The organism is Salinimonas marina, from assembly GCF_015644725.1.
Classification (GTDB): domain Bacteria; phylum Pseudomonadota; class Gammaproteobacteria; order Enterobacterales; family Alteromonadaceae; genus Alteromonas.
Genome location: NZ_CP064795.1, coordinates 1,252,213 through 1,278,754, shown reverse-complemented (window position 1 = coordinate 1,278,754; position 26,542 = coordinate 1,252,213). Strand labels below are relative to the sequence as shown.

Annotated in this window: 28 protein-coding genes, 2 pseudogenes and 1 other annotated feature; of the genes and pseudogenes, 28 read left to right on the top strand and 2 right to left on the bottom strand. The window is 50.7% G+C overall.

Features of this window, described 5'->3' with window-relative positions; translation table 11 throughout:
* Nucleotides 1-135: 135 nt before the first annotated feature.
* The 10 genes from IT774_RS05680 to IT774_RS05635 are packed head-to-tail and all read left to right on the top strand — an operon-like array spanning nucleotide 136 to nucleotide 7,547.
* Nucleotides 136-648, top strand: a complete 513-nt coding sequence (locus tag IT774_RS05680; RefSeq protein WP_195811723.1) for a Na+/H+ antiporter subunit E — start codon at nucleotides 136-138, stop codon at nucleotides 646-648.
* A complete protein-coding gene (locus IT774_RS05675; protein ID WP_195811722.1) occupies nucleotides 645-953 on the top strand; it encodes a monovalent cation/H+ antiporter complex subunit F in 309 nt (102 codons plus the stop codon). The genes IT774_RS05680 and IT774_RS05675 overlap by 4 nt, the downstream gene beginning before the upstream one ends.
* Nucleotides 950-1,270, top strand: coding sequence for a monovalent cation/H(+) antiporter subunit G (gene mnhG, locus IT774_RS05670; RefSeq protein ID WP_195811721.1), 321 nt, complete (start codon nucleotides 950-952; stop codon nucleotides 1,268-1,270). Before IT774_RS05675 ends, mnhG begins: the two co-directional genes overlap by 4 nt.
* On the top strand, nucleotides 1,267-1,827 hold the full coding sequence (locus tag IT774_RS17335) for a DUF4040 domain-containing protein (RefSeq protein ID WP_195811720.1): 561 nt from the start codon (nucleotides 1,267-1,269) through the stop codon (nucleotides 1,825-1,827). The genes mnhG and IT774_RS17335 overlap by 4 nt, the downstream gene beginning before the upstream one ends.
* Nucleotides 1,820-2,242 carry a Na(+)/H(+) antiporter subunit B gene (locus tag IT774_RS17330; RefSeq protein WP_195811719.1) on the top strand — a complete coding sequence of 141 codons (423 nt, stop codon included), beginning with the start codon at nucleotides 1,820-1,822 and terminating at the stop codon, nucleotides 2,240-2,242. The genes IT774_RS17335 and IT774_RS17330 overlap by 8 nt, the downstream gene beginning before the upstream one ends.
* Nucleotides 2,239-2,607: a cation:proton antiporter subunit C gene (locus IT774_RS05655; RefSeq protein ID WP_218958950.1), complete on the top strand. Its 369-nt coding sequence runs from the start codon at nucleotides 2,239-2,241 to the stop codon at nucleotides 2,605-2,607. Before IT774_RS17330 ends, IT774_RS05655 begins: the two co-directional genes overlap by 4 nt.
* On the top strand, nucleotides 2,607-4,106 hold the full coding sequence (locus tag IT774_RS05650; RefSeq protein WP_195811718.1) for a monovalent cation/H+ antiporter subunit D family protein: 1,500 nt from the start codon (nucleotides 2,607-2,609) through the stop codon (nucleotides 4,104-4,106). The genes IT774_RS05655 and IT774_RS05650 overlap by 1 nt, the downstream gene beginning before the upstream one ends.
* Nucleotides 4,103-5,578 (top strand): proton-conducting transporter transmembrane domain-containing protein, encoded by a 1,476-nt coding sequence (locus tag IT774_RS05645; protein ID WP_195811717.1) that lies wholly within the window; start codon nucleotides 4,103-4,105, stop codon nucleotides 5,576-5,578. The genes IT774_RS05650 and IT774_RS05645 overlap by 4 nt, the downstream gene beginning before the upstream one ends.
* Nucleotides 5,575-5,865, top strand: a complete 291-nt coding sequence (locus IT774_RS05640; protein WP_195811716.1) for a hypothetical protein — start codon at nucleotides 5,575-5,577, stop codon at nucleotides 5,863-5,865. Before IT774_RS05645 ends, IT774_RS05640 begins: the two co-directional genes overlap by 4 nt.
* Nucleotides 5,862-7,547 carry a Na(+)/H(+) antiporter subunit D gene (locus tag IT774_RS05635; RefSeq protein ID WP_332308883.1) on the top strand — a complete coding sequence of 562 codons (1,686 nt, stop codon included), beginning with the start codon at nucleotides 5,862-5,864 and terminating at the stop codon, nucleotides 7,545-7,547. Before IT774_RS05640 ends, IT774_RS05635 begins: the two co-directional genes overlap by 4 nt.
* On the opposite strand, the gene IT774_RS05630 is transcribed toward IT774_RS05635, so the two are convergent.
* Together IT774_RS05630 and IT774_RS05625 are read right to left on the bottom strand one after the other, a co-directional pair.
* Entirely contained in the window at nucleotides 7,527-8,843 is a 1,317-nt protein-coding gene (locus IT774_RS05630; RefSeq protein WP_195811715.1) for an alpha-amylase family glycosyl hydrolase, read from the bottom strand. The two genes, IT774_RS05635 and IT774_RS05630, sit on opposite strands and share 21 nt — an antisense overlap.
* An 87-nt stretch (nucleotides 8,844-8,930) precedes the next feature.
* On the bottom strand, nucleotides 8,931-9,827 hold the full coding sequence (locus tag IT774_RS05625) for a sulfite exporter TauE/SafE family protein (RefSeq protein WP_195812214.1): 897 nt from the start codon (nucleotides 9,825-9,827) through the stop codon (nucleotides 8,931-8,933).
* 157 nt (nucleotides 9,828-9,984) lie between these two features.
* Here IT774_RS05625 and IT774_RS05620 point away from each other — a divergent pair, with 157 nt between their 5' ends.
* The 18 genes and pseudogenes from IT774_RS05620 to IT774_RS17700 all read left to right on the top strand — a co-directional run bounded on the left by IT774_RS05620 (nucleotide 9,985) and on the right by IT774_RS17700 (nucleotide 26,541).
* A complete protein-coding gene (locus tag IT774_RS05620) occupies nucleotides 9,985-10,437 on the top strand; it encodes a DUF2244 domain-containing protein (RefSeq protein WP_195811714.1) in 453 nt (150 codons plus the stop codon).
* A gap of 112 nt (nucleotides 10,438-10,549) precedes the next feature.
* Nucleotides 10,550-11,406, top strand: a pseudogene (locus tag IT774_RS05615) (TraB/GumN family protein).
* 308 nt (nucleotides 11,407-11,714) lie between these two features.
* Nucleotides 11,715-12,260, top strand: a complete 546-nt coding sequence (locus IT774_RS05605; RefSeq protein ID WP_232365177.1) for a lipid-binding SYLF domain-containing protein — start codon at nucleotides 11,715-11,717, stop codon at nucleotides 12,258-12,260.
* A gap of 242 nt (nucleotides 12,261-12,502) precedes the next feature.
* Nucleotides 12,503-12,624, top strand: a sequence feature (His leader region).
* A gap of 35 nt (nucleotides 12,625-12,659) precedes the next feature.
* Nucleotides 12,660-13,559 (top strand): ATP phosphoribosyltransferase, encoded by a 900-nt coding sequence (hisG, locus tag IT774_RS05600; protein ID WP_195811712.1) that lies wholly within the window; start codon nucleotides 12,660-12,662, stop codon nucleotides 13,557-13,559.
* Nucleotides 13,560-13,562: 3 nt separating this feature from the next.
* Entirely contained in the window at nucleotides 13,563-14,870 is a 1,308-nt protein-coding gene (gene hisD / locus IT774_RS05595; RefSeq protein WP_195811711.1) for a histidinol dehydrogenase, read from the top strand.
* The gene (hisC, locus tag IT774_RS05590) at nucleotides 14,863-15,945 is read left to right on the top strand and encodes a histidinol-phosphate transaminase (RefSeq protein ID WP_195811710.1); all 1,083 of its coding nucleotides are present in this window, start codon (nucleotides 14,863-14,865) and stop codon (nucleotides 15,943-15,945) included. Before hisD ends, hisC begins: the two co-directional genes overlap by 8 nt.
* Nucleotides 15,942-17,011, top strand: a pseudogene (gene hisB, locus IT774_RS05585) (bifunctional histidinol-phosphatase/imidazoleglycerol-phosphate dehydratase HisB). Before hisC ends, hisB begins: the two are co-directional and overlap by 4 nt.
* Complete coding sequence (gene hisH / locus IT774_RS05580; protein WP_195811709.1) at nucleotides 17,011-17,613, top strand: imidazole glycerol phosphate synthase subunit HisH; 603 nt, start codon at nucleotides 17,011-17,013, stop codon at nucleotides 17,611-17,613. The pseudogene hisB and the gene hisH overlap by 1 nt, the downstream one beginning before the upstream one ends.
* Entirely contained in the window at nucleotides 17,613-18,350 is a 738-nt protein-coding gene (gene hisA, locus IT774_RS05575) for a 1-(5-phosphoribosyl)-5-[(5-phosphoribosylamino)methylideneamino]imidazole-4-carboxamide isomerase (RefSeq protein WP_195811708.1), read from the top strand. The genes hisH and hisA overlap by 1 nt, the downstream gene beginning before the upstream one ends.
* Nucleotides 18,332-19,126, top strand: a complete 795-nt coding sequence (gene hisF / locus IT774_RS05570; protein WP_195811707.1) for an imidazole glycerol phosphate synthase subunit HisF — start codon at nucleotides 18,332-18,334, stop codon at nucleotides 19,124-19,126. The genes hisA and hisF overlap by 19 nt, the downstream gene beginning before the upstream one ends.
* A 4-nt stretch (nucleotides 19,127-19,130) precedes the next feature.
* Entirely contained in the window at nucleotides 19,131-19,748 is a 618-nt protein-coding gene (hisIE, locus tag IT774_RS05565; protein WP_195811706.1) for a bifunctional phosphoribosyl-AMP cyclohydrolase/phosphoribosyl-ATP diphosphatase HisIE, read from the top strand.
* A 122-nt stretch (nucleotides 19,749-19,870) separates the two neighbouring features.
* Nucleotides 19,871-20,527 (top strand): signal peptidase I, encoded by a 657-nt coding sequence (lepB, locus tag IT774_RS05560; protein WP_195811705.1) that lies wholly within the window; start codon nucleotides 19,871-19,873, stop codon nucleotides 20,525-20,527.
* A 150-nt stretch (nucleotides 20,528-20,677) separates the two neighbouring features.
* Nucleotides 20,678-21,130, top strand: a complete 453-nt coding sequence (locus tag IT774_RS05555; RefSeq protein WP_195811704.1) for an Hsp20 family protein — start codon at nucleotides 20,678-20,680, stop codon at nucleotides 21,128-21,130.
* Nucleotides 21,131-21,234: 104 nt separating this feature from the next.
* Nucleotides 21,235-21,687 (top strand): Hsp20 family protein, encoded by a 453-nt coding sequence (locus IT774_RS05550; protein ID WP_195811703.1) that lies wholly within the window; start codon nucleotides 21,235-21,237, stop codon nucleotides 21,685-21,687.
* 104 nt (nucleotides 21,688-21,791) lie between these two features.
* Nucleotides 21,792-22,232 carry an Hsp20 family protein gene (locus IT774_RS05545; RefSeq protein ID WP_195811702.1) on the top strand — a complete coding sequence of 147 codons (441 nt, stop codon included), beginning with the start codon at nucleotides 21,792-21,794 and terminating at the stop codon, nucleotides 22,230-22,232.
* Nucleotides 22,233-22,666: 434 nt separating this feature from the next.
* Nucleotides 22,667-23,632: a calcium/sodium antiporter gene (locus IT774_RS05540; RefSeq protein WP_195811701.1), complete on the top strand. Its 966-nt coding sequence runs from the start codon at nucleotides 22,667-22,669 to the stop codon at nucleotides 23,630-23,632.
* 288 nt (nucleotides 23,633-23,920) lie between these two features.
* On the top strand, nucleotides 23,921-26,251 hold the full coding sequence (locus tag IT774_RS05535) for a TonB-dependent receptor plug domain-containing protein (protein ID WP_195811700.1): 2,331 nt from the start codon (nucleotides 23,921-23,923) through the stop codon (nucleotides 26,249-26,251).
* A complete protein-coding gene (locus tag IT774_RS17700; protein ID WP_269749791.1) occupies nucleotides 26,251-26,541 on the top strand; it encodes a TonB-dependent receptor in 291 nt (96 codons plus the stop codon). The genes IT774_RS05535 and IT774_RS17700 overlap by 1 nt, the downstream gene beginning before the upstream one ends.
* Nucleotide 26,542 lies beyond the last annotated feature (1 nt).

Here is a 26,542-nt window from a genome sequence, read left to right as displayed (position 1 = left end):
CAAAATGGCGAGCCACTATAATTTAATCATTTGTTATTTTTGCATTTTGATCGGTTTTTCGGCTAGGGTTAGTAAAAGCCTATGCAGTAAAAAATAATAAACCTTTAAAAAAAGCAATAATTAGGGAACAAGAACGTGAAATCCACCATCAGGCTGGCGATCATACTCTGTGCGCTATGGGTACTATTGTCTGGTCACTTCTCTATTCTTCTGCTCAGCCTGGGTGCTGCCTCAGTGGCGCTGGTATTGTGGCTTGACTGGCGCATGGACGAAATTGACCACGAGCAATTTCATATCCCGGTCAGCACCGATCTGTTCATGTTTATAGTACGGCTAAGTCGATTAGTGGTCATGTCGAATATCGACGTGTGTCTGCGCATTTACGGCATTCGCAAAGCGACCCCCACCTTTCGTGAGATCCCCCTGCCCTTTGACAATCCGTTGTCCCAGGTTATCTATGCCAATGCTGTCACTCTGACGCCCGGCACGGTAAGCATGGTGGTAGAAAAAGATACGCTGCTGATTCACAGCATCAGTGCAGAAGGCGCTCAGGATCTGGCCGACGGCAACATGAGTGATATCATCCCGCGCATCAAGCAGTCCGATGTGCGGATTGTCGCGCCCCGTAACAAAAGAAAAACACTATGAATGCATTGTATCTGGGCGCGGGCATCGCGTTTCTGGTCACTATGGCCCTGGCTCTGGCGCGCGCCTTTGTCGGCCCAACCGTATTTGATCGTATTTTAGCGGTGAATATGTTTGGAACAAAAGCGGTACTGCTGGTCGCGCTCATCGCCTTTTTTTCAGGCCGAGAAGATCTGCTGGATATTGCTTTGTTGTATTCATTGCTGAATTTTATCGGGGTGGTGGCTGCACTTCGCCTGGTCGAGCGCGGTCGCTTTTTTGCCAGCACCGACAATACGGATCCGGATGAGGAGCACAAGCAACCATGATGGAGATACTGTCTTATGTACTGGTGTTTCTGGCTTGTTTTTTAAGCCTGACCGGCGGTCTGGGTTTATTCCGGCTTCCTGATTTTTACTCCCGCCTGCACGCGGTGGGGATCACCGATACCCTGTGTTCTTTTTTGCTGCTGGCCGGCTTAGCTTGTCAGTCGGGCTGGTCTCTTACCACCGCAAAATTGCTGATTGTGTTCTTATTTTTGTTGTTTACCAGTCCGGTATCGTCTTACGCACTGGCCAATAGTGCGTGGCGCTGGGGCTTACCAGGCGACGCCTCCAAAAATAATGACGAGGCCGACTTATCATGAGTTTGTTACTTAATACGGTATTGTTGATTTTTTTACTGGTTACCGCCTTTGCGGTGATGCGGGTAAAAGTGTTGCTGGCCATGGTGATGTTGTTTGGCCTGTATAGCTTGCTGGTATCCAGCTTATTTGTGGTGCTTGATGCCCCCGATGTGGCTTTCACAGAAGCCGCCGTCGGCACCGGCATCTCCACGGTGCTGATGCTGGTAACACTGGCGGCGGTGCGTCACGGTCACAGCGCGCCCATTAAACCGGGTAAACGGGTGTTGCCATTGCTGCTGAGCCTGTCTATGGGGTCGCTGGTAATCTTCGGGATTCAGGATTTACCAAATTTTGGCGATACCCAAACCCCTTCTTATCAGCAGGTCGCCCGACATTATATTGAAAAAGGGGCCGAGGAAACCGGCGTACCGAATCTGGTGACCGCGGTGCTGGCCAGTTATCGCGGCTTTGACACCTTAGGCGAGGTTACCGTGGTGTTAACCGCGGGTATTGGTGTGTTGTTGTTATTGGGCCGCCGCGAAAAAGTGCATTTAAAAGCCAGGAGAAACGATGAGTGACAGTCTGATTTTACGGGTTGTAACCAAATGGCTGGTGCCGGTTATTTTGTTGTTCGCCCTGTATGTGCAGTTTCATGGTGATTATAGCCCGGGAGGCGGCTTTCAGGCCGGGGTTATCTTCAGCAGTGCTTTTTTATTGTATGCCCTGGTTTATGGAGTGGATGCCACAACCCGCGTCGTGCCTGAAGCAATACTGCGTATTGGCGCCTCGCTGGGCGTCTTACTGTTTGCCGGCGTCGGCGTGGTGTCCCTATTCAAAGGGGCAACCTTTTTAAATTATAGCGTACTGGCCGGCACTCCCGTAGCTGGCCAGCACCTGGGAATTATTTTGATTGAGCTTGGTGTGGGTATTACCGTGGCCTGCGTCATGTTGCTGTTGTTTTACACCTTTGCAAGGACAATTCCACCACAATGATGGCTTATCTGCTTGGACACATAAATTACTGGCTCATTATCGGGGTCATGATGATTGGCATGTTCACCATGATGAGCAGCCCGAATTTAATGAAAAAACTGGCGGGACTCAGTATGTTTCAGACCGCGGTTATCTTGTTTTATGTCAGCCTGGGTAAGGTGGATGGCGGTACCGCTCCCATAATCACCGAGTCAGCTACCCGTTATGCAAATCCCCTCCCCCAGGTATTGATGCTGACGGCCATCGTGGTTGGCGTGGCGACCATGGCCCTGGGCTTTGCCCTTATTATCCGAATTCGTAGGGCTTATGACAGCATGGAAGAAGACAACATTCACCATCAGATGGAAAAAGAGGAGCTGGACTGATGGAATTGTTTACGGTGTTACTGGTAGTGATTCCGCTTATCAGCGCTCCCATTACCGCGATGATCGCAAACCGTCAGGTTGCCTGGACTATTACCCTGGTAACGTGTCTGGCATTAGCCGTGCTAAGTGCGATAGTGCTGCAACATGTGATCAGCGGCGAGGTTATTCATTATGAGCTGGGCGGCTGGAAGCCACCCTGGGGTATCGAATACGTCATTGACTCACTCAATGCCCTGGTTGCAGTAATCGTTGCGTTTATCGCCCTTATCAGTGTGATCTATGGCAGCAAAAGTGTGCAACAGGAAATTGATGATTCGCAAATCCATCTTTTTTACGCCGCATTTCAGTTGGTTATATTAGGTTTGATGGGTATGGCCCTGACCGGCGATATTTTTAACTTATTTGTATTCCTGGAAATATCGTCGCTGTCTTCTTATGCATTAATCGCTATGGGACAAAAGCGTCAGGCCCTGGTAGCGTCGTTTAATTACCTGATGGCTGGCACCCTGGGGGCAACCTTCTTTTTGCTGGGAATTGGTTTTTTGTATGCCGCCTCGGGCACGCTGAATATGGCGGATATCGCCGCGCGCTTCGACGACTACTCATCAATGACCCTGGTTCTGACCGCCTTGCTGTTTATGTTGATCGGCCTGACCCTGAAAGCAGCCGCCTTTCCGCTGCATTCGTGGCTTCCTGAAGCGTATACTCAGGCTCCCACCATGGTCACGGTTTTTCTGGCATCCACCTCTACCAAGGTAGCTATTTATGTGCTGATCAGAACCTTGTATCACGTATTCCCCAGCGCCTACTGGGCCGATATGCTTTTGCCCGGACTGCTGTTGTTAAGTGGCTGCCTGGGAATGTTGTATGGTTCCTACAAAGCCTTGTGTCAGATTTCCATTAAGCGACTGCTTGCCTATTCCAGTGTGGCTCAGTTGGGCTACATGGTGGTCGGCGTGGGTCTGAACAATGAAGCAGGTTTGATTGCAGCGACGGTACATATGTTCAATCACGCCATTACCAAAGCTGCCCTGTTTATGGCCGCCGGCCTGGTGTTAATGCGTCTTCATACCACCAACCTGGAAAAACTGCGGGGGGCAGGCAAAACCATGCCCTGGACCACCGGCGCCTTTGCCCTGGCCGGCCTTAGCCTGATTGGCGTACCGGGCACCGCCGGCTTCGTCAGCAAATGGTATCTGGTGCAGGGAGCTTTAGAAAATGACAATTATATTGTCGCGGGCTCTATTCTGGTGGCATCGATCATGGCCATTATGTATGTCTGGAAGATTATCGAAGCCTTGTATTTTGATGGCCCTCAAAAGCTGACGGTCCACAAGGTCGGTTCGGGCAAAGAAATTGTGCCGGAGTTGCCGGTCGCTACCTGTTGCTGCTACCTGATGGTGGTAGCCTGCTTTTATTTTGGATTGTATACCGCAATCCCACTGGAGGCCGCCAATACCGCGGTAGAAGTGTTATTTCGTAGCGGAGGTGGTCAATGAGTGCCTCTGCTCTGCTGCTTATTGCATTACTGCTACCGTTAGCAGGTGCGGTATTAATTAGCCTGACCTCAAGCCGACCCAATCTGCGTGAAAGTGTGTCGGTGATTACCGCAACCTTGCTGTTTGCGGTCATTTGCAGGTTGTACCAACTGCCTGGCGAAGCCGCCACCCTGGTTATGGCGACACCGGTAGAAGGACTTGAAATTGCTTTTGCCCTGAACCGTTTCGGCGTTATGTTTGCGCTTATAGCCAGCAGCCTGTGGATTGTGACAACCCTGTACGCCATGGGATACATGCGCGCTCACCACGAGCGTAATCAAACCCGCTTTTATATACTGTTTGCCGTCTCTATTGCCTGTGTGATGGCTATCGCCTTTGCGGAAAACTTACTGACCCTGTTTTTGTTTTACGAAGTTCTTACCGTTGGTACCTATCCGCTGGTAGCCCACGCCGGCACCCCCACTGCACGGGCTGGCGCTCGCAAATATCTATTGATTCTGATGGGTTCTTCCATTGCTTTCTTTTTACCTGCCATCGTAATTACCTACATTCAGGCCGGGACCCTGAGCTTTTCCCAAAACGGTATCCTGGCAGGCAATATGGACGCGTTGTTTATTGCGCCCTTACTGCTGATCTTTTTACTAGGGATCAGTAAAGCCGGTATTATGCCATTGCATCGCTGGCTGCCATCAGCAATGGTGGCCCCCACTCCGGTTAGTGCACTGTTGCACGCCGTGGCGGTGGTTAAAGCCGGTGTTTTCACCGTTTTGAAAGTGGTGCTGTTTATCTTCGGCCCTGATGTTATTGCCCAAAGCGTAAATACTGAATATTTACTGCTGATCCCTATGGCTACTATTATTCTGGCTTCGTTGGTCGCGATGACCCGGGATAATCTTAAGGAACGTCTGGCATACAGTACGATCAGTCAGCTTAGTTATATTGTCCTGGGCGCATTGATGGTGAATCAGGTGGCCTTAGTGGGCGCTACCCTGCATATTGCCATGCATGCTTTTGCGAAAATCACCTTGTTCTTTGCGGCAGGCGCCATTTTAGTTGCAGCGCATAAAACCAAGGTCAGTCAGTTCGATGGCCTGGCCAGCAAAATGCCGATTACCTTTGCCTGCTTTGCGATAGGCGCCATGAGTATAATTGGTATCCCGCTGCTGGGCGGCATGTGGAGCAAATGGTACCTGGTTAGCGGTGCCAGCGCCTTTGCCGGCCCTGCGTGGCTGGGGTGGGCGTTAAGTATCACCCTGATGCTTAGTACGCTTTTAAACATCTGGTATTTATTGACGATCCCGGTCAATGCCTGGTTTAAACCCCTGGCTGACACGGCGTCCGATGTCACCGAAGCGCCCTGGCCTTGTCTGGTGGCCATGGTGATCCCATCGGCCGCCTGTGTTTATTTCTTTTTCCAGCCAGACCTTTTCCTGGAACTGGCGCAAAGCATTGTAGGTGGAGGCCAACCATGAGTGACAAACCTTCCCAGGACGGCTTTTTTGACGATCCTAAAGTGGTGAGCTGGATCCTGCGCATTTTTTATGTACTGTGCGCATTGCTGGTCGTGGCCGATTTTGTCGTACACCGGCATATCTATACTGAGCTGGAAGAAATCCCTGCATTTTATGCCCTGTACGGGTTTATTGCCTGTGTGCTGCTGGTGTTTGCGGCCTCAGGCCTACGCAAGCTGCTTATGCGCGACGAAGACTACTATGAAGCCCCCTTGAATAATAAGCCGGACCGGCAGGAGCAAGAATGATGTGGACCGCCAGCCTTCCGCCCTTCGTGGTATTTTTCGCGTTTGCCTTATTGGCGCCGCTGCTCAAAGGAAAACTTAAAGTTCTGTTGTTGCTGGCACCTTTATGGGGTGGCTTCAATCTTTACATGACCCATGCTGAAGCCGGCGGCCTGACCTGGCAAATCGGCGATCTGGTATTGCAGCTCTATCATGTGGATAAACTGAGCTTACTGTTTGGTTATCTGTTTCATATCGCGGCCTTTATCGCCCTGATTTATTCTTTACATGTTAAGGATCACACCCAGCAGGTTTGTGGTTTATTGTATGCAGGCAGCGCATTGGGAGCTGTATTTGCAGGCGATTTGCTGACCGTCTTTATGTTCTGGGAATTGCTTGCCATAACCTCAGCATTCTTAATCTGGGCCCGTCGCACGCCCGAAGCCATTCGGGCAGCCAACCGCTATGTGGTCATTCAGGTGGTATCCGGCGTACTGCTGCTGGCTGGCGCCATTATGCTGTATCAGCAAACCGGTTCGTTGAAACTGGACTACGTCGGCCTTGATGGCAGCGCTTCGTGGCTGATATTTATTGCTCTGGGTATAAAATGTGGTTTTCCGTTTTTGCATACCTGGCTTACCGATGCCTACCCGCTGGCAACGCCCACCGGCACCTTGTATCTGTCTGCGTTTACCACCAAGGTGGCAATCTATTTACTGGCCCGTATGTTCCCCGGCGAGCCGCTGCTGATTTACATCGGTGCGGCCATGACATGTTTCCCCATCTTTTATGCGGTGATTGAAAATGATTTGCGTAAGGTGCTGGCTTACTCATTAATTAACCAGCTTGGCTTTATGGTGTGCGGTATCGGCATTGGCACGGCACTGGCACTTAATGGCGCGGTGGCCCATGCCTTTAACGATGTAATTTTTAAAGGCCTGTTGTTTATGACCATGGGCGCGGTACTAACCCGGGTCGGGCATGTCAACGGCTCGCACCTGGGCGGGTTGTACAAGACGATGCCACGTACCACGGTGTTTTGCCTGGTGGGCGCAGCGTCTATTTCGGCCTTCCCACTGTTTAGCGGGTTTGTCAGTAAAAGTATGGTGATGGCGGCGCTGCTGGAACAAGACCAGATTATCATCTGGCTGATGCTGCTGTTCGCCTCTGCCGGGGTATTCCACCATGCGGGCATTAAGATTCCGTTCTTTGCTTTTTTTGCCCACGATTCAGGACTACGCCCTAAAGAGGCACCGGTTAATATGCAGGTGGCGATGGGGCTGGCTGCCGTGTTGTGTATCGCCATTGGCGTAAACCCTCAATGGCTGTATCAGCTGTTGCCCTGGAAGCTGGATTATACCCCTTATGACCTGACTCACACTTTGACCCAAATTCAGTTGCTGTTCTTCTCAGCGCTGGCGTTTGTGTGGCTTAACAAGCAAGGGCTGTATCCACCTGAATTGCGCTCGGTGAACCTGGATGCGGAATGGTTCTATCGTAAACTGTTGCCAAAATCCGGCCGCAAAGTTGTGGCTATGGCCAGCCGGGTGCGTGATGAAGGGCGTCAGCTTGGCACCAGTGTTTCCGAGCAACTTGAGCAGCGGGAAAAGCCGGCGCCTACCGGCACCGTCACTATCATCACCCGCCGCATGGCCTGGGTGTTTATAGCGATGATGCTACTGGCGTTAACCAGCCTGATTTTTTAACACCCGGTATTCACCGGCGTTCAGCGTCATCGGTTCGCGGGTCGATAAATGGCACTCAGTCTGGCTTAACAACTCGAGGTAGTGTCCCGGGTATAACGGTGAGTTAAAGCTCACCGTGGCCGGTTGTTGGGACAGATTAAGAATAACCAGTATTTTTTCATCGTCCTGCTGACGCACAAAACTAAAAACCTGGCCCATAACGGTATTGGGTACCTGCAGCATCGTAGCGCCATATGGCCCATTATGTAGGGCCCGGTGCTGTTTTTTGATGGTAATCAGATCACGATACAGCGTTCCTATCGGATGGGACTGCCACTCAATCGGATCTCGCTCAAAAAATGCCAGCTGCTTGTTGTCACCCGCTTCCTGGCCGTTATAAATCAGCGGCATGCCCTCACCGATCACCGAAAGTACCATGGCCGCCTCCAGTAAATCCCCAAATATAGCATGCTGGGTGCCATCCCAGGCATTCATATCGTGATTAGTGACAAAGGTCATACGATAGGCGCTATCTGGCCACGAACGCTCATTCCACGAATAATACTTACGTAACTTATCCAGCGGCAGCGTGTTGCTGGCAATACCATGCATGGTTTCATGCCAACTCCAGGCATAAGTCATATTAAAGGCTTGCTCATGAAGATCGCGATTTTCCCATTCAGCCAGCATGAACACTGGCTTGACGGTCTCTAGCGCCGGGCGCGCCTGCTCCCAAAAATCATTGGGTACATAGCCGGCTACGTCGCATCGAAAGCCATCAATATCATATTCTTTTAGCCAGAATTTCATGGCTTCAATCATATAGTGTCGCAACCCGGGCTGATCATAATCAAATTCAATGATGTCCTGCCAGTCCCACCACGGCGAGGGTCTGAAATCATTGTTGAAGTCCCGGGCATACCATTCGGGATGCGAAGCCACCAGATTGCAATCCCACGCGCTGTGATTAGGAACCCAGTCAAGAATGACCCGCATGCCACGCTGATGTATCGCCTCTACCAAGGAGGTGAATTCGGCGGGGGTACCAAATTCAGGATTGATTCCATAATAATCCTTCACCGCGTAAGGCGACCCCAGACTTCCTTTACGATGCTTTTCTCCTATCGGCTGTACCGGCATCAGCCAGATAATGTCTGCACCCAACGCCTGTATATGCGCAAGACCATCCTCAACGTCTTTGAATGTCCCGCGAGGGCCAAATTGTCGGGTATTGACCTGATAAATCACCGCATCTTTTGACCATTCGGGCTGAAAAACCTGATATTTTTGAACCGGATGAAAGGAGCTTTGAGACATAACCAATAACCTGAAAAGACAAGGAATGAATGGCTAATTACGCCGTACAGCAGTTTTAGATTGGTTTGGTCAGACCGTCAAAAGCGCCTAAAACAGAGGCAAGCCACTGACTCCCATTAGCAATACCCAAAGGCCAAAAAAGATTTTCAGGTGCCTGGCATTAAAGGCAAGCACCACCTGTTTGGCCAGCCTGCCACCGATCGCCGCGCCAAACCCGGCAAACATCACTATTTGCCAGACTACGGCATGGGTTTGTAGCCAGTGAAAGGCCATTGCGGCCCACACACATATCGCGCTTAATATCACCGCCGTGGCAATCGCCATCGTAATATTAAAGCGACGAATGATCAGATACACCGCCAGCAGCTCACCCACCCCTACCGACAACCAGGCAGTTATAATACCGCCCGTAAAGGCGATAAGGGGCAACATCAGAATATCCACATTGTGTAGCGCCGTACGAAACTGAGTCCGTCCCAGCAAAGGCACGGACGCTAAAATGGCGATGGCCAATACGATAGAAAAAATCCCAAAGCCTATATGCAGCTGGGTCAGATGCTGATTAAGCCAGCTGAAGGCTGGCAAATGTGCGCCCCATTGGGCCAGCAATAAACCTCCTACGGCCCCGGGAATACACAACATCAACGACAGGGCTAGCGGCTGCCACTGAGCATCGTGTTGATGGCATCGCCGATAATACTGGCCCCAGGTGATGGCGCCGGCCGTCATTCCAAAGCACTGAATCGCAAAACTGGTTGCCACAATTTGTACCGCGTTCAGGCCCAGGTGATGAAAGAAAGGCACAAACACTACGCCACCACCAGCACCGGTCGCATTGGCAAACACTGCGCCTACCACACCCAGGGCAGCAAATGCGCCATATTGAGCGATCAGAGCCTCTACCGCTGGCTGCAAGAACAACACCATTAGCCATAGGGCACCGAGTCCGGCCCACCACACATTTCGTTTTACTACCGCAAGCATCCGATGCGACCACAACATATCATTCAGGAAGCCAGAACTTTGCCAGATTCCGGTGTAAAAAGGAATCCTGTGTTAGGCTTATAACTGTGTGAAACGCAATCTCTGGCCAGCCACTTTGATCAGAATAATCCAGCGAGACCAAACCACCGAAATCCTGATGTCTCCGAATCGCTCGGCCAGCTGGGACGAAATAAAACTTGTGCTACTGGGGTTTGCGGTGGTGATTTTCAGTATCGCTATCGCCTGGACTATGGCCGGTGTCTGGATTGTACTGCCCTTTGCCGGCGCCGAACTTGCCCTGCTAGGGTATCTGATGTACCGGGCTAACTGGCAGGCATACCAACATCAGCGTCTGATCATCACGCCCGTGTGGCTGGTGTTAGAACAAGGCTACCGTCACCAAAAAGTGGTAAAGCTGATTCGTGCTGAGTGCCAGATTATGGTGACCGAAACCGAAGGCCACTGGCAGTTACCACTTTACGTTATTTATTGTGGGGGTAAGGAATACCCGGTGGGCACCTTTTTGAACCTGAGCGATCTGAAACAACTGCAGTATTGTCTGCACCAGTGCGGCCTTGGATTGTGTCGAAATCGTTGGTGGGAGAGCTAACCCTTAGCCACAGGCAACGAAGTGTTACATGAATCCAGTTGCGCATTAGTCACAACCCGATTACATTGCTGACTCACCAACACAAGATTCGAAACGGAGTTCACCCCAAATTATGCGTAAATTGATAACCTCGCTGGCAGCGCTGTTGCTAAGTTGCCAGGCGCACAGTGCCGCCGTATGGCAGGTAAGTAATGGCGAGCACACTTTGTATCTGGGTGGCACTCTGCATATTTTAAGCCCACAAGATTATCCCTTACCCGCGCCGTATGAAACCGCCTTTGAAAAGGCCGACACGCTGGTTTTTGAAACCGATATGGAGACGGTCAGCTCTGCCGCATTTGCGACAAAAATGATTGAGCAAAACAGCTATGAAGATGCCGGAACGGTGGCGCAGGAGCTGAATGACGAAACGTATCAGTTACTCACCGCCTATATAAGCAAGCACAATTTGCCGTTGGACACGCTTAAACATATGAAGCCCGCCATGCTTGGGCTAACGCTGACCATGCTGGAGTATCGCCGGGCAGGCCTGACAAGTCAGGGCGTTGATGCGTATTTTTTCAGCAAGGCCATGGATGAGGGCAAAGCCATTGACTGGTTTGAAACGCCCGATGAACAGCTGGCGTTTATCAGCGCGATGGCCGAGGGCAGGAAAACGAATTTATTCGCTACACTCTTGAAGATATTGAAGACCTGGAAGCTATTATCACCCCCATGAAAGACCAGTGGCGGGCAGGAGATATGCAAGCCTTACACGATACCGCCATGGGCGATGTCGCCGAGCAGTATCCTCAGGTTTATGACGATTTGCTGGTGAATCGAAATCATAACTGGATCCCGAAAATCGAAGCCATGATGAAATCGCCGGAAGTAGAGCTGGTGCTGGTAGGCACCCTTCACATGCCGGGCAACGAGGGGGTACTGGCCTTACTGAAACAAAAGGGCTACACCCTTACCCAGCTTCACTAACCTGGTTATATGGTCTTGTCGCCGCAGCGGCTATGCTGCGGCCTTTTGTCTTGCAACAACCCGCGTCGTGGCGTAACAATTGAACAAGGCACGCCCTGCAGCAGTCGAGCCCAAATGGCTTTCTGTTTGCCGTGTTCTTTTGCTAAATAAAACCTTTGGCTTTTTGTCACTGTATCTATAGCTATCAGACTTACAAACAAAACCTGCTAACTACGGCCTGGTCTTACCGGCGGTTGTTATCGGTTAAAACCCTATATTGTGTTACCAAAGGAGAGATCATCTTGAAACTTTCACATTCCATTCAGTCCATGCTGGTCCTGGCCGGCCTGTTTATTGTCACCGGCTGCGCGTCGATGGGCGAAGGCACCGTGGCGCAAAAACGCCAGGCAATATTGGCGATGCAGGACAAGGCTCTGACGCGCTTGTATCAGGAAAAGCCGGACACCCGCGCACAGCTGCAAAGTGCCGCCGGGTACGCCGTGTTCAGCAATGCCAATATCAATGTTATTTTTATCGCCGCGGGCACAGGCTATGGCGTGGTCAATAACAATACCACCGGGGCCAAAACGTATATGAACATGGCCGAAGGCGGCGTGGGCCTCGGGCTTGGTGCCAAAGACTATCGCCTGATTATGGTGTTTCATAATCAAGAGGCATTAAGCTACTTTATCAACAAGGGCTGGACCGCCGGCGGCAATGTTGATGCTGCGGCCAAAGCAGGCGATAGAGGCGGCTCGGTTCAGGGTGAAGGTTATTTGGGCAATGTGACTGTCTATTCTATGACCGAAAGCGGCCTGGCGTTGCAGGCCACAGTAAAAGGAACCAAATTCTGGCAGGACAAAGAGCTCAACTAAATACAATGCGGCGGGTGTGATCAAAACCACGTCAGGCTCGGTACTCATGTGCATTAATATTGTTTAATTAAAATTGAGCGTAACAGTTTAGGGCCCGCCTGACGTGCAGGCTCCCGGTGTTTTTTCAACGCAATTCTGATGAAGTTAATCGTGAAGGCTTGCATTCTAAAAAACAATTGATTACTGTTCTCTGGTCTTGAAGAATTTCGAATTTTAAAAATTATGTATAACTGCGCTGCAAACCATCATCACCATCATATAGCATAACCTTTCAGGTTCGTGCTGGAAGGCTATTGTTTCCTTCCAGTGGCGCAGATGAAGATTTCTAAGGCCCCCGGAAGGAAACTTTCGGGGGTTTTTCGTTTTAGGCGCCACCAACACCACAAAAGAGGAAGCAACATGAGCGACAGCAGAAGACTACGCATTGCCGTACAAAAGTCAGGTCGGTTAAGCAAAGATAGCATCGAATTATTAAACGCTATCGGTATCAAATTAAACATCCGCGACCGTCTGCTTATTGCCCACTCCACCAATGAGGATATCGACCTGTTGCGGGTTCGCGATGACGATATTCCGGGCCTGGTGATGGATGGCGTGGTGGATATGGGTTTTATCGGCGAAAATGAGCTGGAAGAAAAGATGCTCGAGCGCGCCGCGGCGGGTAAGCCCGCTGACTACGAAGTGCTGCGTCGGATGGATTACGGTGGCTGCCGGCTATCGATTGCGGTACCGAATGAGATGGATTACGCCAATATCGAGACCCTGCAGGGTAAAAAAGTGGCCACCACTTACCCATTTTTGCTGGAGCGTTATTTTAAAGAACAAAATGTGAATGCCCAGGCGGTGATGCTGACCGGCTCGGTGGAAGTAGCACCTCGCGCTGGGGTAGCAGATGCCATTTGTGACCTGGTCTCCACGGGTGCCACCCTGGAAGCTAATGGGTTGGTGGAAAAAGATGTCATCTTTCGTTCAAAAGCGGTATTAATCAAGCGCACTGGTGAAATGCCTGCTGCCAAGCGTGAATTGCTTGAACGTCTGGTTCCTCGTATTGATGGGGTAATGCAGGCCAAAGAAAGTAAATACATTATGCTGCATGCGCCCAAAGCCAAACTGGAAGAGGTAAAAGACTTGCTACCTGGCGCTGAAAATCCGACGGTACTGCCTTTGGCCGGGGTGGACGATACCGTGGCTATTCACGTGGTGAGCCCGGAAAATCTGTTCTGGGAAACCATGGAAAAACTCAAAGACCTGGGTTGTCGGTCGATTCTTGTCATGCCAATTGAAAAAATGATGGGTTAAACAATGCTTATCTGGAATGAACTGGATACCGCAGCTCAGCGTCAGGCGCTGGCAAGACCGGTACTAAAAAACAGCAGTGCGTTAAAGCAAACCGTCAGCGAGATTCTTGCAGATGTTGAAGCTGAGGGCGATGAAGCGGTACTGGGGTTTACCCGCAAGTTTGATTGTCCGGGGTTAACATCACTGGTATTGACCAGCGGCCAGCGCGATGCGCTGGCCAATCAGGTAAGCGATGAGGTAGCTCAGGCTATTGATACGGCATTTACCAATATCAAGCGGTTTCATGAAGCCCAGCAGCCCGATGATGTGGTTATGACCACCAGCCCGGGGGTTACTTGTGAGCAGCGCTTCGTGGCCCTTGAATCGGTGGGCTTATATATTCCTGGCGGTACCGCGCCCCTGCCCTCGACCGCCCTGATGCTGGGGGTGCCGGCCATGGTCGCCGGGGTGTCGCGCAAAGTGTTATGCACCCCGCCCTCGGCGGACGGCACCATCGCCCCTGAAATTGCGTTTGTGGCCAAGCGCTGTGATATTGATGAAATCTATCTATGTGGCGGCGCGCAGGCTATTGCAGCCATGGCATTGGGGACAGATTCTATTGCTCAGGTGGACAAGATTTTTGGCCCCGGCAACAGCTTTGTCACCGAAGCCAAACAGCAGGTCAGCCTGCGCCCGGACGGCGCGGCCATTGATATGCCTGCCGGGCCGTCGGAAGTGCTGGTACTGGCCGATAAAGACGCTAATCCGGCGTTTGTAGCCTCCGATTTACTGTCGCAGGCTGAACACGGCACCGATTCCCAGTCTATTTTGGTAAGCGACTCCAGGACCTTAATTGAGCAAACCCAGGCGGAAGTAGAAAAGCAGCTTAGTGTGTTATCCCGCAATGAAATCACCGTGCTGTCGATGGAAAATGCCCGTTATATTTTAACCGACGATTTGAACAGTGCCATTGAGGTGAGTAACCGCTACGCCCCAGAGCACTTAATTGTTCAGGTGGCAGAGCCGCGCCAGGCTATGGGCCGGATTAAACACGCCGGCTCAGTGTTCTTAGGGCCATGGTCGCCCGAATCTGCCGGCGACTACGCCTCGGGGACTAACCACGTGCTGCCCACATACGGCTATGCGAAAAATTACTCGTCGTTAGGCTTACTTGATTTTATGCGTCGTTTTACGGTGCAGGAACTTACCGAAGATGGTTTACGTCAGCTAGGCCCCCAGATTATGACCCTGGCCGCGGCTGAAGGCCTGGATGCCCATGAAAAAGCCGTCGGTCTACGGTTAAAGGCATTACAGGAGTCGGGTGATGAGTAACATTGTGAATACTTTGCTCAATGACAATCTGGTTAATCTGAAACCCTATGAATCGGCGCGCCGGCTATTTGCCGGGGGCCAGGACTGGCTGAATGCCAATGAGTCGCCGTTTGCCAATGAGTATAGCATCGACAGCGAGCGCTTTAACCGCTACCCCGCCTGTCAGCCAGAAGCGGTGACGGCTGCTTATGCAGACTACGCCGGCGTGGACATCAGTGAATTACTGGTGACCCGGGGCGCGGATGAAGGCATTGAACTGCTGATTAGAACCTTTTGTACCCCCGGCGAAGATAATATTCTGATTTGCCCGCCCACTTATGGCATGTACGCCATTAGCGCTGAAACCTGCAATGTCGGGGTAAAAAAGGTCCCGTTGAAGCCTGACTTTGCTTTGGATACCCAGGCAATCTGTGCCCAGAATGATGTCAACCTGGTGTTTATCTGTGCTCCCAATAATCCCACAGGTACCACCGTCGACCCAGCTGATTTAGAGCAGATCCTGACACATTTTGCCGATAGCGCTCTGGTGGTGGTGGATGAAGCCTATATCGAGTTTGATAAAGACAATACCCGGGCCGGGCAATTAACTCGCTACCCGAACCTGGTGATTTTGCGTACTTTGTCCAAGGCCTTTGCCCTGGCCGGATTGCGCTGCGGCTTTACCCTGGCCAACCGACCGGTGATTCAGGCATTGCTGAAGGTCATTGCCCCCTACCCGCTGGCCGAACCTGTGGCCCAGATAGCAGAGCAGGCTTTGTCGGTAGCGGGTCGCACGAAGGTTGAACTGCAGGTGGAAACCATCAATCGACACAAGCACTGGTTACAGGAACAAATTGCCGCGTTGCCAGGCTTTAGCATCACTGGCGATACCCGGGCCAATTTTGTGTTATTTCACAGCATTCACAATAAAGCCCTGATGGCTTATCTGGTGGAACACGGCATGTTGATACGGGACCAATCCAAACAGCATAACCTTGAAGGTTGTCTGCGGGCGACGGTAGGAAACGAAGCACAGAATCAGCGTCTGATCAGCTTAATCAACGACTTTTTACAACAAACAGGAGTGTCGGCATGAGCCAGCAAGCCATTTTATTTATCGACCGTGATGGCACTCTGGTTGAAGAGCCTGCCATCGACAAACAACTCGACTCACTGCAAAAACTAGTGTTAGAGCCAGCGGTGATCCCGGTGCTACTGAAATTTCAGGCCGCCGGCTTCAAACTGGTGATGGTGTCAAACCAGGATGGCCTGGGCACCGCCAGTTTCCCACAAGCCGACTTTGATGCGCCGCATAATATGATGATGCAGATTTTTGAAAGTCAGGGCGTGAAATTTGACGATGTATTAATTTGTCCACATTTTGATGCAGACAACTGCGCCTGCCGTAAACCCAAGCTGGGGCTGGTGAGCGACTACCTTCAGCAGGGCAAGGTCGACTTTACCCGCTCTGCGGTTATCGGCGATCGCGACACCGACTTACAACTGGCCCAGAGTATGGGAATCCAGGGAATTCGGTACGACCGCACCGACAATAACTGGCTGGCCATTGAAAAAAGCCTGCTCAATTCAGCCCGTATTGCTGAAGTCATCAGAACCACATCAGAAACGGACATCAGGGTAAAAGTGGATCTGGACTCTGATGCCAAAAGCCATATGGCCACCGGCCTGGGTTTTTTTGACCATATGCTGGATCAGATTGCCACCCACGGCGGCTTTGAGCTACAGGTTGAGGTCAGTGGCGATTTGCACATCGATGATCATCACACCGTTGAAGACACCGCGCTGGCTTTAGGTGACGCCCTGAAAAAAGCGTTGGGTAACAAACGGGGATTGGTCGTTTTGGCTTTGCCCTGCCAATGGATGAGTGTCGTGCAGAATGTATTATGGATATTTCCAACCGCCCGCACCTTAAATTTGAGGCCAGTTTCACCCAGGAAAAAGTCGGTGAGATGGGCACACAGATGGTAGAGCACTTTTTCTACTCTCTGGCACAAAGCATGGGCTTATCGCTGCACCTGTCCACCAGCGAAGGCAATGCTCACCATCAGGTAGAAAGCCTGTTTAAAGTATTTGGCCGCGCGCTGCGTCAGGCCATCACCCGTCAGGGCGATGCATTACCTAGCAGTAAGGGAGCATTGTAATGTCACAGCGGATTGTGATTGTAAATACAGGGTGTGCCAATATCTCTTCGGTGCGTTTTGCGCTGGAGAGACTTGGGGTCAGCGTAGAAGTGTCTGATCAGGAAAAAGTGATAAAGGCCGCCGATAAGGTATTTTTGCCTGGGGTGGGCACCGCCTCGGCCGCCATGCAAAGTATCTTGCAAAAGCAACTGACACCGACGTTACAGACACTGACCCAGCCGGTTTTAGGTGTGTGCCTGGGGATGCAGCTGATGGTCAGCACTTCGGCCGAAAGCAGCGCCGGCGAAATTGATTGTCTGAAGCTGATGCCCGGCGCAGTTAAACGCATGCAGGCCAATGGCCAGCGTCTGCCGCATATGGGCTGGAATACGGTAAGCAGTGCCACTGAAAACCCGCTATTTGCAGGGATTGATGATGGCACCTACTTCTACTTTGTCCACAGCTTTGCCGTCCCTGTGTATGAACATACGCTGGCAAGCTGTGAGTATGGACAGCCATTTTCAGCGGCTATCGGCCATAACAATTTTTATGGCGTACAGTTTCACCCGGAGCGCTCTGGCGATGCCGGCGCTCAGTTACTGACTAACTTTGTGAACATGTAATGATTATACCTGCAATTGATTTGATAGATGGCGCAGTGGTACGACTGTATCAGGGCGACTATGAACAAAAAACAGAATATCAGCTTGACCCGGTGGAGGTGGTGCATCGTTATGCCGATGACGGCGCCACCTGGTTGCATATTGTTGATTTGACCGGCGCCAAAGATACCAGCAAGCGTCAGTTAGAGCTTATCCGGTCCATGGTCGATACCAAACGGATGCAGTTTCAGGCTGGCGGCGGTATTCGCAGCGAAGATGATGTGGCGCAGCTGCTGGCCGCAGGGGTCAGCCGGGTGGTGATTGGCTCACTGGCGGTTAAAGAGCCGGAGCTGGTTAAACACTGGATAACCAAATATGGCACCGATGCGATTGTGCTGGCGCTGGATGTAAATATTGACGAGCATGGTAATAAACTTATCGCCACCCACGGCTGGCAGCAAAGCTCAGGGGTCGCCCTGGAAGACTTACTTAATGATTTTGCCGAAGTGGGTGTGACCCATGTACTGTGCACCGATATTAGCCGCGATGGCACCTTACAGGGCGCTAATGTCGAGCTCTATCAGCAGATGCAGCAACAGTTTCCGGCAATTGCATGGCAGGCCTCGGGCGGCATCGGTGGTCTGGATGATATCCGTGCCCTGCGTCCGGCTCAGGTAGAAGGAGTGATTCTGGGGCGAGCCTTGCTGGAAGGTAAATTCACGGTGAAGGAGGCGATTGCATGCTGGCAAAACGGATAATCCCCTGTCTGGATGTACGTGACGGTAAAGTGGTAAAAGGTGTTCAGTTCAGAAACCATGAAATCATTGGCGACATTGTCCCATTAGCCGAGCGGTATGCTCAGGCCGGTGCCGACGAGCTGGTGTTTTATGATATTACCGCCAGCTCTGATCGGCGGGTAGTGGATAAAAGCTGGGTAAGCCGTATCGCGCAGGTTATCGATATCCCCTTTTGTGTGGCCGGTGGCATTAAATCGGTTGAAGATGCAGGGCGTATACTGGAGATGGGCGCTGACAAAATCTCAATCAATTCGCCGGCGCTCACCAACCCTGACCTTATTAACGAGTTGCACGATGTGTATGGCCAGCAATGCGTGGTGATCGGCATCGATAGCTTTTATAACGAAAAGACCAATCAGTACGAAGTATATAAGTTTACCGGCGATGAAAGTCGTACTCAGCAAACTGCCTGGCAAACCCGGGACTGGATCCAGGAAGTACAAAGCCGCGGCGCTGGTGAAATCGTGCTTAACTGTATGAATCAGGATGGCGTCCGCCAGGGCTACGATGTTCGTCAGCTGACCGCCATTCGTGATGCCTGTCACATTCCGCTTATCGCTTCAGGCGGCGCGGGTGCTATAGAGCATTTCCGGGCCGTGTTTGAACAGGCGGATGTCGATGGCGCGCTGGCGGCCTCGGTGTTCCACAAAGACCTGATAAATATTCAAGAGCTTAAAGACTATCTGTCAGACGCAGGTATTGCCATGCGTAAAGCTCATATCCGTAGCAAGGATTAACGCCATGATTATTGATATTTCCAATCTGGGCGAATTAGCCTGGGAAAAAATGGATGGCCTGTTGCCGGCCATTGTGCAGGATGCCACCAGCGCTAAGGTGCTGATGCAGGGTTACATGAATACCGATGCGCTAAAAACCACCCTGGAAACCGGCAAGGTAACCTTTTACAGTCGCTCGAAGCAACGTTTGTGGCAAAAAGGGGAAACGTCGGGCAACACGCTGGATTTAGTAGAAGTCGGCTGTGACTGCGATCACGACTCGCTGCTGGTCATGGTAAATCCCAATGGCCCCACCTGTCACACGGGTGAGGAAAGTTGCTGGTTTACCAGTAAACCTGCGGATTTCACCTTTCTGGCGGACCTGGAGCGGGTGCTTGCGGCCCGTAAAACCGCGGATCCTGACTCAAGCTATACCGCCAGCTTGTATGCCAAGGGTATTAAGCGTATTGCTCAGAAAGTCGGTGAGGAAGGCGTTGAAACCGCGCTAGCCGCCACGGTAAAAGATACCGAGGAGCTTAAAAACGAAGCGGCAGATCTGCTCTATCATCTGACGGTGTTAATGCAGGCCAGTGATATGTCATTAAGTGATGCTATTGAGGTGCTCAAGGCCCGGCACCAATAACCGCCAGACTAACTTTTTTGATACTTAAAGCCCGTGCCCTACGGGCTTTTTTTATGTTTGTTGTAATTTTATCGATAACACTAAGACTATATACTGCAACAGGCAAATTAAGGATAAACACCATGTGGCCCCGACTGCTAACAGTAGTAAAAGAAAATCTCGGCTTTATCGTGCTGATGCTGGCACTGCTCAGTGTGCGCAGCAGTATTGCTGACTGGTATCATGTGCCTTCGGGGTCCATGCAGCCCACCATCAGCATCGGTGACAGAATTTTTGTCGATAAAGCCGCCTACCGGGTGGATATCCCGTTCACCGATATTGCGCTGGCTCGCCCGGCTGAGCCCGCCCACGGCGATATTGTCATCATCAACTCGGCCCAGGCTCATGAACGTTTAGTCAAGCGGGTAGTCGGACTGCCGGGCGACTCGGTAAGGCTGAGCAACAACCACCTCATAGTAAATAACACCCGCTATGACTACCGCAAACAATCCGGCGATATTTTTGTTGAAAGCAGTGCCCATACCCAGCACCAGGTGCAACTGACTGATGCGCAAACCCTAACCAAAGACGCGCTAAAATATCGAAGCTTCGGGCCTGTCACCGTGCCTGCCGAGCATGTGCTGGTATTGGGAGATAACCGCAACCACAGTGCCGACTCACGGGTGCACGGATTTGTGCCTATGAATGAAATTGCGGGTAAAGCCACCGCGGTATTATGGAGCTGGCCTGAAAACAGTACCTGGCCAGACCTGCAATCCTGGTGGGAGCCCCTGAAATAATTTTTTCAAATTTTTTTAGAATTTGTACTTGAAAACAGTTGGAATGATTCTATATAGGTATTGTCGACGCCGCATGAGCGGGTTGACACTACCGCCGCCGGCCTGCCGGGGCATAACTTAACCATATTGCTTTTAATCGAGGATATGACTATGCGTACTATCGATCTATCTCCACTTTACCGTTCTTTTATTGGTTCAGACCGTCTGGCTTCTTTAATTGATGCAGCCAACCGTACCGATAATCAAAGTACTTATCCGCCCTATAACATTGAATTGTTAGCTGATGACCAGTACCGAATTTCGATGGCCGTGGCCGGATTTGGACAGGATGATATCACCATCGAAGCCCAGGATAATACGTTGAGTATTCAGGGTAAAAAGCCTGAATCGACTGAGCAAGAAGAACGAAAATTCCTGCACAAAGGTATTTCTGAAAAGAACTTTGAGCGTAAGTTTCAGTTAGGCGACCACGTTAAGGTAATGGGAGCGAATCTGGCCGACGGCTTATTGCATGTCGACCTGGAACGCCACATTCCGGAAGCGAAAAAACCACGCCGGATTGAAATCGGCAGTCGTTTGATTGAAAACAAAAACGACCAATAACCTGTAGCAGGTTTTAAGTGGGCCCGGTCAAAAACGGGCCCAAATATTGTGTTGCTGGATTACCAGGACACCCAATCACATATTGCTTAATAAAGGATATGAAAATGCGCAACATTGATTTATCTCCACTATATCGTTCATTCATCGGCTCTGATCGTCTGGCCTCTTTAATTGATGCAGCCAACCGTACCGATAATCAAAGTACTTATCCGCCCTACAATATTGAATTGTTAGGTGATGACCAGTACCGAATTTCTATGGCAGTGGCCGGATTCGGACAAGACGATATCACCATCGAATCCCAGGATAATACCTTAAGTATTCAGGGTAAAAAGCCTGAATCGACTGAGCAACAAGAACGCAAGTTCCTGCACAAAGGTATTTCTGAAAAGAACTTTGAACGGAAGTTTCAGTTAGGCGACCACGTAAAAGTAGTGGGAGCGAATCTGGCCGACGGTTTATTGCATGTCGACCTGGAGCGCCACATTCCGGAAGCGAAAAAACCGCGCCGGATTGAAATCGGCAGTCGTTTGATTGAAAACAACAATGACCAATAACCTGTAGCAGGTTTTAAGTGGGCCCGGTCAAAAACGGGCCCAAACAGTGTGTTGCTGGATTACCAGGACACCCAATCACATATTGCTTAATAAAGGATATGAAAATGCGCAACATTGATTTATCCCCACTATATCGTTCATTCATCGGCTCTGATCGTCTGGCTTCTTTAATTGATGCAGCCAACAGTTCCGATAATCAAAGTACTTATCCGCCCTACAATATTGAAGTGCTGGGGGAAGACTCCTACCGTATTTCAATGGCGGCAGCAGGCTTTACCCAGGATAATTTAACCCTTGAGACCCGAGAGAATACGCTGCTGGTAGAAGGCAAACTGCCCACTGATAATGCCGATAGCCAGGCAACGCCCCGGTATTTACACAAGGGTATTTCGCCCCGTAATTTTAAACGCAAATTCCAGCTTGGCGATTATGTTAACGTTCAGGGCGCCGAACTCAGTAATGGTTTGCTGCATATCGATTTAAAGCGAGTGCTGCCCGAAGCTAAGCAGCCTCAGCAAATTCCTATCGGTCATCCTAACAGCTAGTTTTAGCAATTGAGGTAGAACATATTCAGGCTCCCTGGCCACTTTTGCCCTCTAAGACTAAGAGGGCTTTTTATTGCCCAATGCGGGTCAAAAACCTGTTGCCCCACCGTTTTGTCCTATAGCAGGATGGGAATCCCCCTGGCACGTTGCAGTCACAGTATGGTCATCTTACGGTCTATATCAGGCATCCCCGACCTGATCATTATCGATTTACGACCTTTATTACAAATATTCCCATGCCGCTCGGCCCAATGATGTTGTTTCTTCGTAATTCATTATGGTTTATAAGACCACTATGTATAACCGCAAGTTGCGGCAAAGCCATACTATTGGTACAGTGGCGATGGATTGCCCGGGCGGCCACCTTTTTTTAAAGCCTGTCCTGACAATTTGCTAAACATCAGGTTTAAGCTTGCAACGTAGGAACCAAAAGCATGTTACTGGCCATATTAGCGGTGGTGTTTGGTTTGGTGTTGTTAGTGTGGAGTGCCGATAAGTTTGTAGAAGGCGCGGCGGTAACCGCGCGTAACGCCGGTATGCCACCGCTGCTGGTCGGCATGGTGATTGTGGGGTTTGGCACCTCAGCCCCGGAAATGGTGGTGTCGGCAATGGCTGCCATTGATGATAATCCGGCTCTGGCGTTGGGCAATGCGTACGGCTCTAATATCACCAATATTGCCTTAATTATAGGGTTAGTCGCTTTGCTGAGTCCTATCAGGGTGCATTCACAGGTACTTAGAAAGGAACTGCCGGTATTACTCGCGATCACGCTGTTAGCGGGCTGGCAACTGTTTGATCATTACCTCAGCCGTGTCGATGGCTGGACACTTCTGACGGTGTTTGCGTTATTGACTGGCTGGTCTGTGCGGCAGAGCATGCACTCAGATGCTGCCACTCCTGGCACCCAAACGACCGCCGAGCCCGATTCCTACGCCATGAGCCAAAAACAAGCCTGGGGCTGGCTGGTGCTGGGCTTGTTACTGCTTATTCTGGCATCGCGCTGGCTGGTTTACGGCGCCGTGTACATTGCCGAAAGTTTGGGGGTCAGTGACCTGGTCATTGGTTTAACCATCGTCGCTGTTGGCACCTCATTACCCGAACTGGCCTCCTCGCTCATCGCGGTGAAAAAAGGCGAACATGATATCGCCCTGGGCAATATCATCGGTTCTAACTTATTCAATACCCTGGCCGTAGTTGGCCTGGCGGTAGTCATCAAACCGATGGCGGTTGATACGGTAATACTGAGTCGTGACTGGTCACTGATGTTTTGTTTAACATTAGCCCTGGTTATTCTGGGCGCAGGCATCAAAAAGGTCGGCCGGATTAATCGCTGGGAAGGTGCATTGCTGTTAGCCGTGTTTATTGGCTATGTCGGCTACCTGCTAATGAGCGCATTTTAGATCAGCCACCCGTGCGCCCCGCCCCCCCATGCCTTTACAATAACTAGTCAAAGCTATGGGGGTAATTGACTCTGATACCGTCAACACCAACAGAACGCTTTGTTATTTATTCATCTTTTTTGGTATTTAAAACGTAAGTATTTTGCTTTCCCGCCGCGGTGAGTTTGGTAACATCGCGCCTTCTGTAACGATTAAGCCTCATCCATAAGAAGTGCCGGTCATTACAGCTATAACAAATGCCATTTCACAGAACTTCTGCATCATTGTTATCACTGAGGATGAACACACATGAAAGCATTCACACTTTCTCCCATCGCTGCCACACTTATGGCGGCCAGCTTTCTTCCTGGTGCGTATGCCCAGGAAAATACACCAGGCAGTCCTGACTCGGCAGAGCAGGAAGCTGAACAAATTCTGATCCTGGGATCACGTCGCCCAGGCCGCTCCGTGGTACAAAGTAATGTGCCGGTTGATCTGATAGACGAGGAAACCCTTGGGGCCGGCGGTTTTAATGACATCAGCCGCCAACTGCAAAATGTGGTGCCAAGTTTTAATTTTTACCAGCCGTCTTTGGTAGATGGTACCGAGCACATTAAGCCGGCGTCGCTGCGTGGGCTGGCACCGGATCAGACTCTGGTATTGCTTAATGGTCGCCGCTTTCATAGCAGCGCCCTGTTAAATCTGAATGGCTCTACTGGCCGTGGCTCGGTGTCTGTGGATTTAAACGCCATACCTTCTGCTGCCATCAAACGTATTGAAATACTGCGGGATGGCGCCGCTGCCCAGTATGGCTCCGACGCCATTGCCGGGGTGATTAATATCATCACCAAAGATGCGGCTGAGGGTGGCATGGTATCGGTGTCAGGCGGTAGCTACTTTACCGAACTTGATGGCGTGCCCGAGCTTCTCGGCATACAAGTTGACGACCAGGGTAATATTATCCCGAACGAAAATGGCAGTAACCGGGTTACCGGTGTCTACGGCGATGATATTCACCGCAATGATGGGGAAAACATAAACCTGGCAGCCAATTTCGGGCTGGCCATAGGCGATGATGGCTTTGTAAATTTCACCGGTGAAATCGCCAATGCAAACCGCACGAATCGCGGTGGGTATGATGATGGCGATACCTACCCAAGAAATGCAGACGGCACCTTTGATGAGCGTGAATTATCGGTCGACAGAAACCGCTTTAATTTCGGTGCGCCGGATTCAGAATCCTATACCCTGCTGGCCAACGCCGGGTATTATCTGGACAATAATGTCCAGTTGTATTCAACCCTTTCCTTTCAGGATAAAGAAAGCATATCCGGTGCGTTTTTCCGTGAAGCTGCGGATGAAGGTTTCTTTATTCAAAATATTTATCCGGATGGTTTTACCCCACAAATTCGCGCCGAAATTCAGGACTGGTCGGTATTAACCGGGATTAAAGGCAGCACCGAAAACTGGGATTATAATGCCAGTGTGGTAACCGGTAGCAACGAAGTGGATTACACCACGTTTAATACGGCAAACCCGACGTTTTTGCAGCAGACCCCCACTAGTTTTTATGGTGGCCAGCTGGCCAATCAGCAAACCACGGTAAATTTTGATGCCTCCCGCTTTTTAGATATTGATACTCTGTTTTCACCTTTGTCGTTTGCCATCGGTGCAGAATACCGATTGGATGAGTTTGAAATCAGCGCCGGCGATGAAGCCGCCTATACCAATATTCAGGCCACTGGCGACAATGGTGAGCCAGTGTTTGACGAAAATGGCAACCCGGTATACCAGTCTGATCGGCTGTTTGCACAGGGCGCGTTGTATTTTTCAGATGCCGCTGAGGTAGATGAAGATCGCCACAGCTATGCATTTTATGTAGATTTAGACGCTGATATCACCCAACGCTGGAATGTTACTCTGGCTGGAAGATATGAAGATTACTCAGATTTTGGGTCTACCTCCAATGGCAAAATAGCGACCCGCTACACCTTTAGCGATTCGTTTTCTGTGCGCAGCTCTGTGAGTACCGGTTTTCGGGCGCCGTCACTTCAGCAACAGTTTTACACATCGGTAAGTACCAACTTTATCAATGGTGAAGCATTGGAAATTGGCACTATCTCGGCCACCAGCCCGGCTGCCATGGCCTTAGGTGGCAGTCAGCTTGAAGCTGAAGAGTCGACCAACGTCAGTGTCGGCTTCACCTGGACCGTGATTGATAATCTCACCATTACTGCTGATGCCTATCGTATTGATATTGACGATCGCATCGTATTGTCAGAAACATTAGGCAATGATGCGGATGAGGCTGCTGTGGTACAGCAGGTATTCAGTGAAAACAACATTGAAGGTGTGGGTGCGGTGCGCTTTTTCATCAATGGCGTTAACAGCCGGACCGAAGGTGTGGATGTGGTGGCTAACTACAGCATTGATGATGTGGCTTCTGGCATACTAAATCTTTCTGTTGGTGCTAACTACAATGAAACCGATGTGAGCGGCGTGGTGGCTAGTGCCGGCCCCAGCGATTTGTTTGCACCAGAAACCCTGTTTGCCCGGCGCGAGCGCGCTCGCCTGGAAAATGCCGCCCCCGGGTTAAAGCAAATGCCACAGCAAACTGGCAGGGCGAAGATTTATCGTTGATGCTTCGGGGTAACTATTTTGGTGAAGTCACCCAGCCTGGTAGCACACAAACCGGCGATGTTACTGTGGATACTGCCTTTATTGTCGATGTAGAAGCAGGCTACTACCTGAGCGATGATTTGGAGCTGAACATCGGCGTGAATAACCTGTTTGACACCTACCCACAGTCGGCGGTCATCACCGATGCCCCGAATGTCGGCCAGTTTGACTATGTTATACCCTACCCTAACTTTTCCCCTTATGGATTTCAGGGACGGTATGTCTACGGTGAGCTGACTTACCGATTTTAAC

Bases quoted from the DNA above. Each gene is read 5' to 3' on its own strand.
- IT774_RS05675 (WP_195811722.1), top strand. From the start codon at position 645: ATGAATGCATTGTATCTGGGCGCGGGCATCGCGTTTCTGGTCACTATG.
- mnhG (WP_195811721.1), top strand. From the start codon at position 950: ATGATGGAGATACTGTCTTATGTACTGGTGTTTCTGGCTTGTTTTTTA.
- IT774_RS17335 (WP_195811720.1), top strand. From the start codon at position 1,267: ATGAGTTTGTTACTTAATACGGTATTGTTGATTTTTTTACTGGTTACC.
- IT774_RS17330 (WP_195811719.1), top strand. From the start codon at position 1,820: ATGAGTGACAGTCTGATTTTACGGGTTGTAACCAAATGGCTGGTGCCG.
- IT774_RS05655 (WP_218958950.1), top strand. From the start codon at position 2,239: ATGATGGCTTATCTGCTTGGACACATAAATTACTGGCTCATTATCGGG.
- IT774_RS05650 (WP_195811718.1), top strand. From the start codon at position 2,607: ATGGAATTGTTTACGGTGTTACTGGTAGTGATTCCGCTTATCAGCGCT.
- IT774_RS05645 (WP_195811717.1), top strand. From the start codon at position 4,103: ATGAGTGCCTCTGCTCTGCTGCTTATTGCATTACTGCTACCGTTAGCA.
- IT774_RS05640 (WP_195811716.1), top strand. From the start codon at position 5,575: ATGAGTGACAAACCTTCCCAGGACGGCTTTTTTGACGATCCTAAAGTG.
- IT774_RS05635 (WP_332308883.1), top strand. From the start codon at position 5,862: ATGATGTGGACCGCCAGCCTTCCGCCCTTCGTGGTATTTTTCGCGTTT.
- IT774_RS05630 (WP_195811715.1), bottom strand. From the start codon at position 8,843: ATGTCTCAAAGCTCCTTTCATCCGGTTCAAAAATATCAGGTTTTTCAG.
- IT774_RS05625 (WP_195812214.1), bottom strand. From the start codon at position 9,827: ATGCTTGCGGTAGTAAAACGAAATGTGTGGTGGGCCGGACTCGGTGCC.
- IT774_RS05620 (WP_195811714.1), top strand. From the start codon at position 9,985: ATGTCTCCGAATCGCTCGGCCAGCTGGGACGAAATAAAACTTGTGCTA.
- IT774_RS05605 (WP_232365177.1), top strand. From the start codon at position 11,715: ATGCTGGTCCTGGCCGGCCTGTTTATTGTCACCGGCTGCGCGTCGATG.
- hisG (WP_195811712.1), top strand. From the start codon at position 12,660: ATGAGCGACAGCAGAAGACTACGCATTGCCGTACAAAAGTCAGGTCGG.
- hisD (WP_195811711.1), top strand. From the start codon at position 13,563: ATGCTTATCTGGAATGAACTGGATACCGCAGCTCAGCGTCAGGCGCTG.
- hisC (WP_195811710.1), top strand. From the start codon at position 14,863: ATGAGTAACATTGTGAATACTTTGCTCAATGACAATCTGGTTAATCTG.
- hisH (WP_195811709.1), top strand. From the start codon at position 17,011: ATGTCACAGCGGATTGTGATTGTAAATACAGGGTGTGCCAATATCTCT.
- hisA (WP_195811708.1), top strand. From the start codon at position 17,613: ATGATTATACCTGCAATTGATTTGATAGATGGCGCAGTGGTACGACTG.
- hisF (WP_195811707.1), top strand. From the start codon at position 18,332: ATGCTGGCAAAACGGATAATCCCCTGTCTGGATGTACGTGACGGTAAA.
- hisIE (WP_195811706.1), top strand. From the start codon at position 19,131: ATGATTATTGATATTTCCAATCTGGGCGAATTAGCCTGGGAAAAAATG.
- lepB (WP_195811705.1), top strand. From the start codon at position 19,871: ATGTGGCCCCGACTGCTAACAGTAGTAAAAGAAAATCTCGGCTTTATC.
- IT774_RS05555 (WP_195811704.1), top strand. From the start codon at position 20,678: ATGCGTACTATCGATCTATCTCCACTTTACCGTTCTTTTATTGGTTCA.
- IT774_RS05550 (WP_195811703.1), top strand. From the start codon at position 21,235: ATGCGCAACATTGATTTATCTCCACTATATCGTTCATTCATCGGCTCT.
- IT774_RS05545 (WP_195811702.1), top strand. From the start codon at position 21,792: ATGCGCAACATTGATTTATCCCCACTATATCGTTCATTCATCGGCTCT.
- IT774_RS05540 (WP_195811701.1), top strand. From the start codon at position 22,667: ATGTTACTGGCCATATTAGCGGTGGTGTTTGGTTTGGTGTTGTTAGTG.
- IT774_RS05535 (WP_195811700.1), top strand. From the start codon at position 23,921: ATGAAAGCATTCACACTTTCTCCCATCGCTGCCACACTTATGGCGGCC.
- IT774_RS17700 (WP_269749791.1), top strand. From the start codon at position 26,251: ATGCTTCGGGGTAACTATTTTGGTGAAGTCACCCAGCCTGGTAGCACA.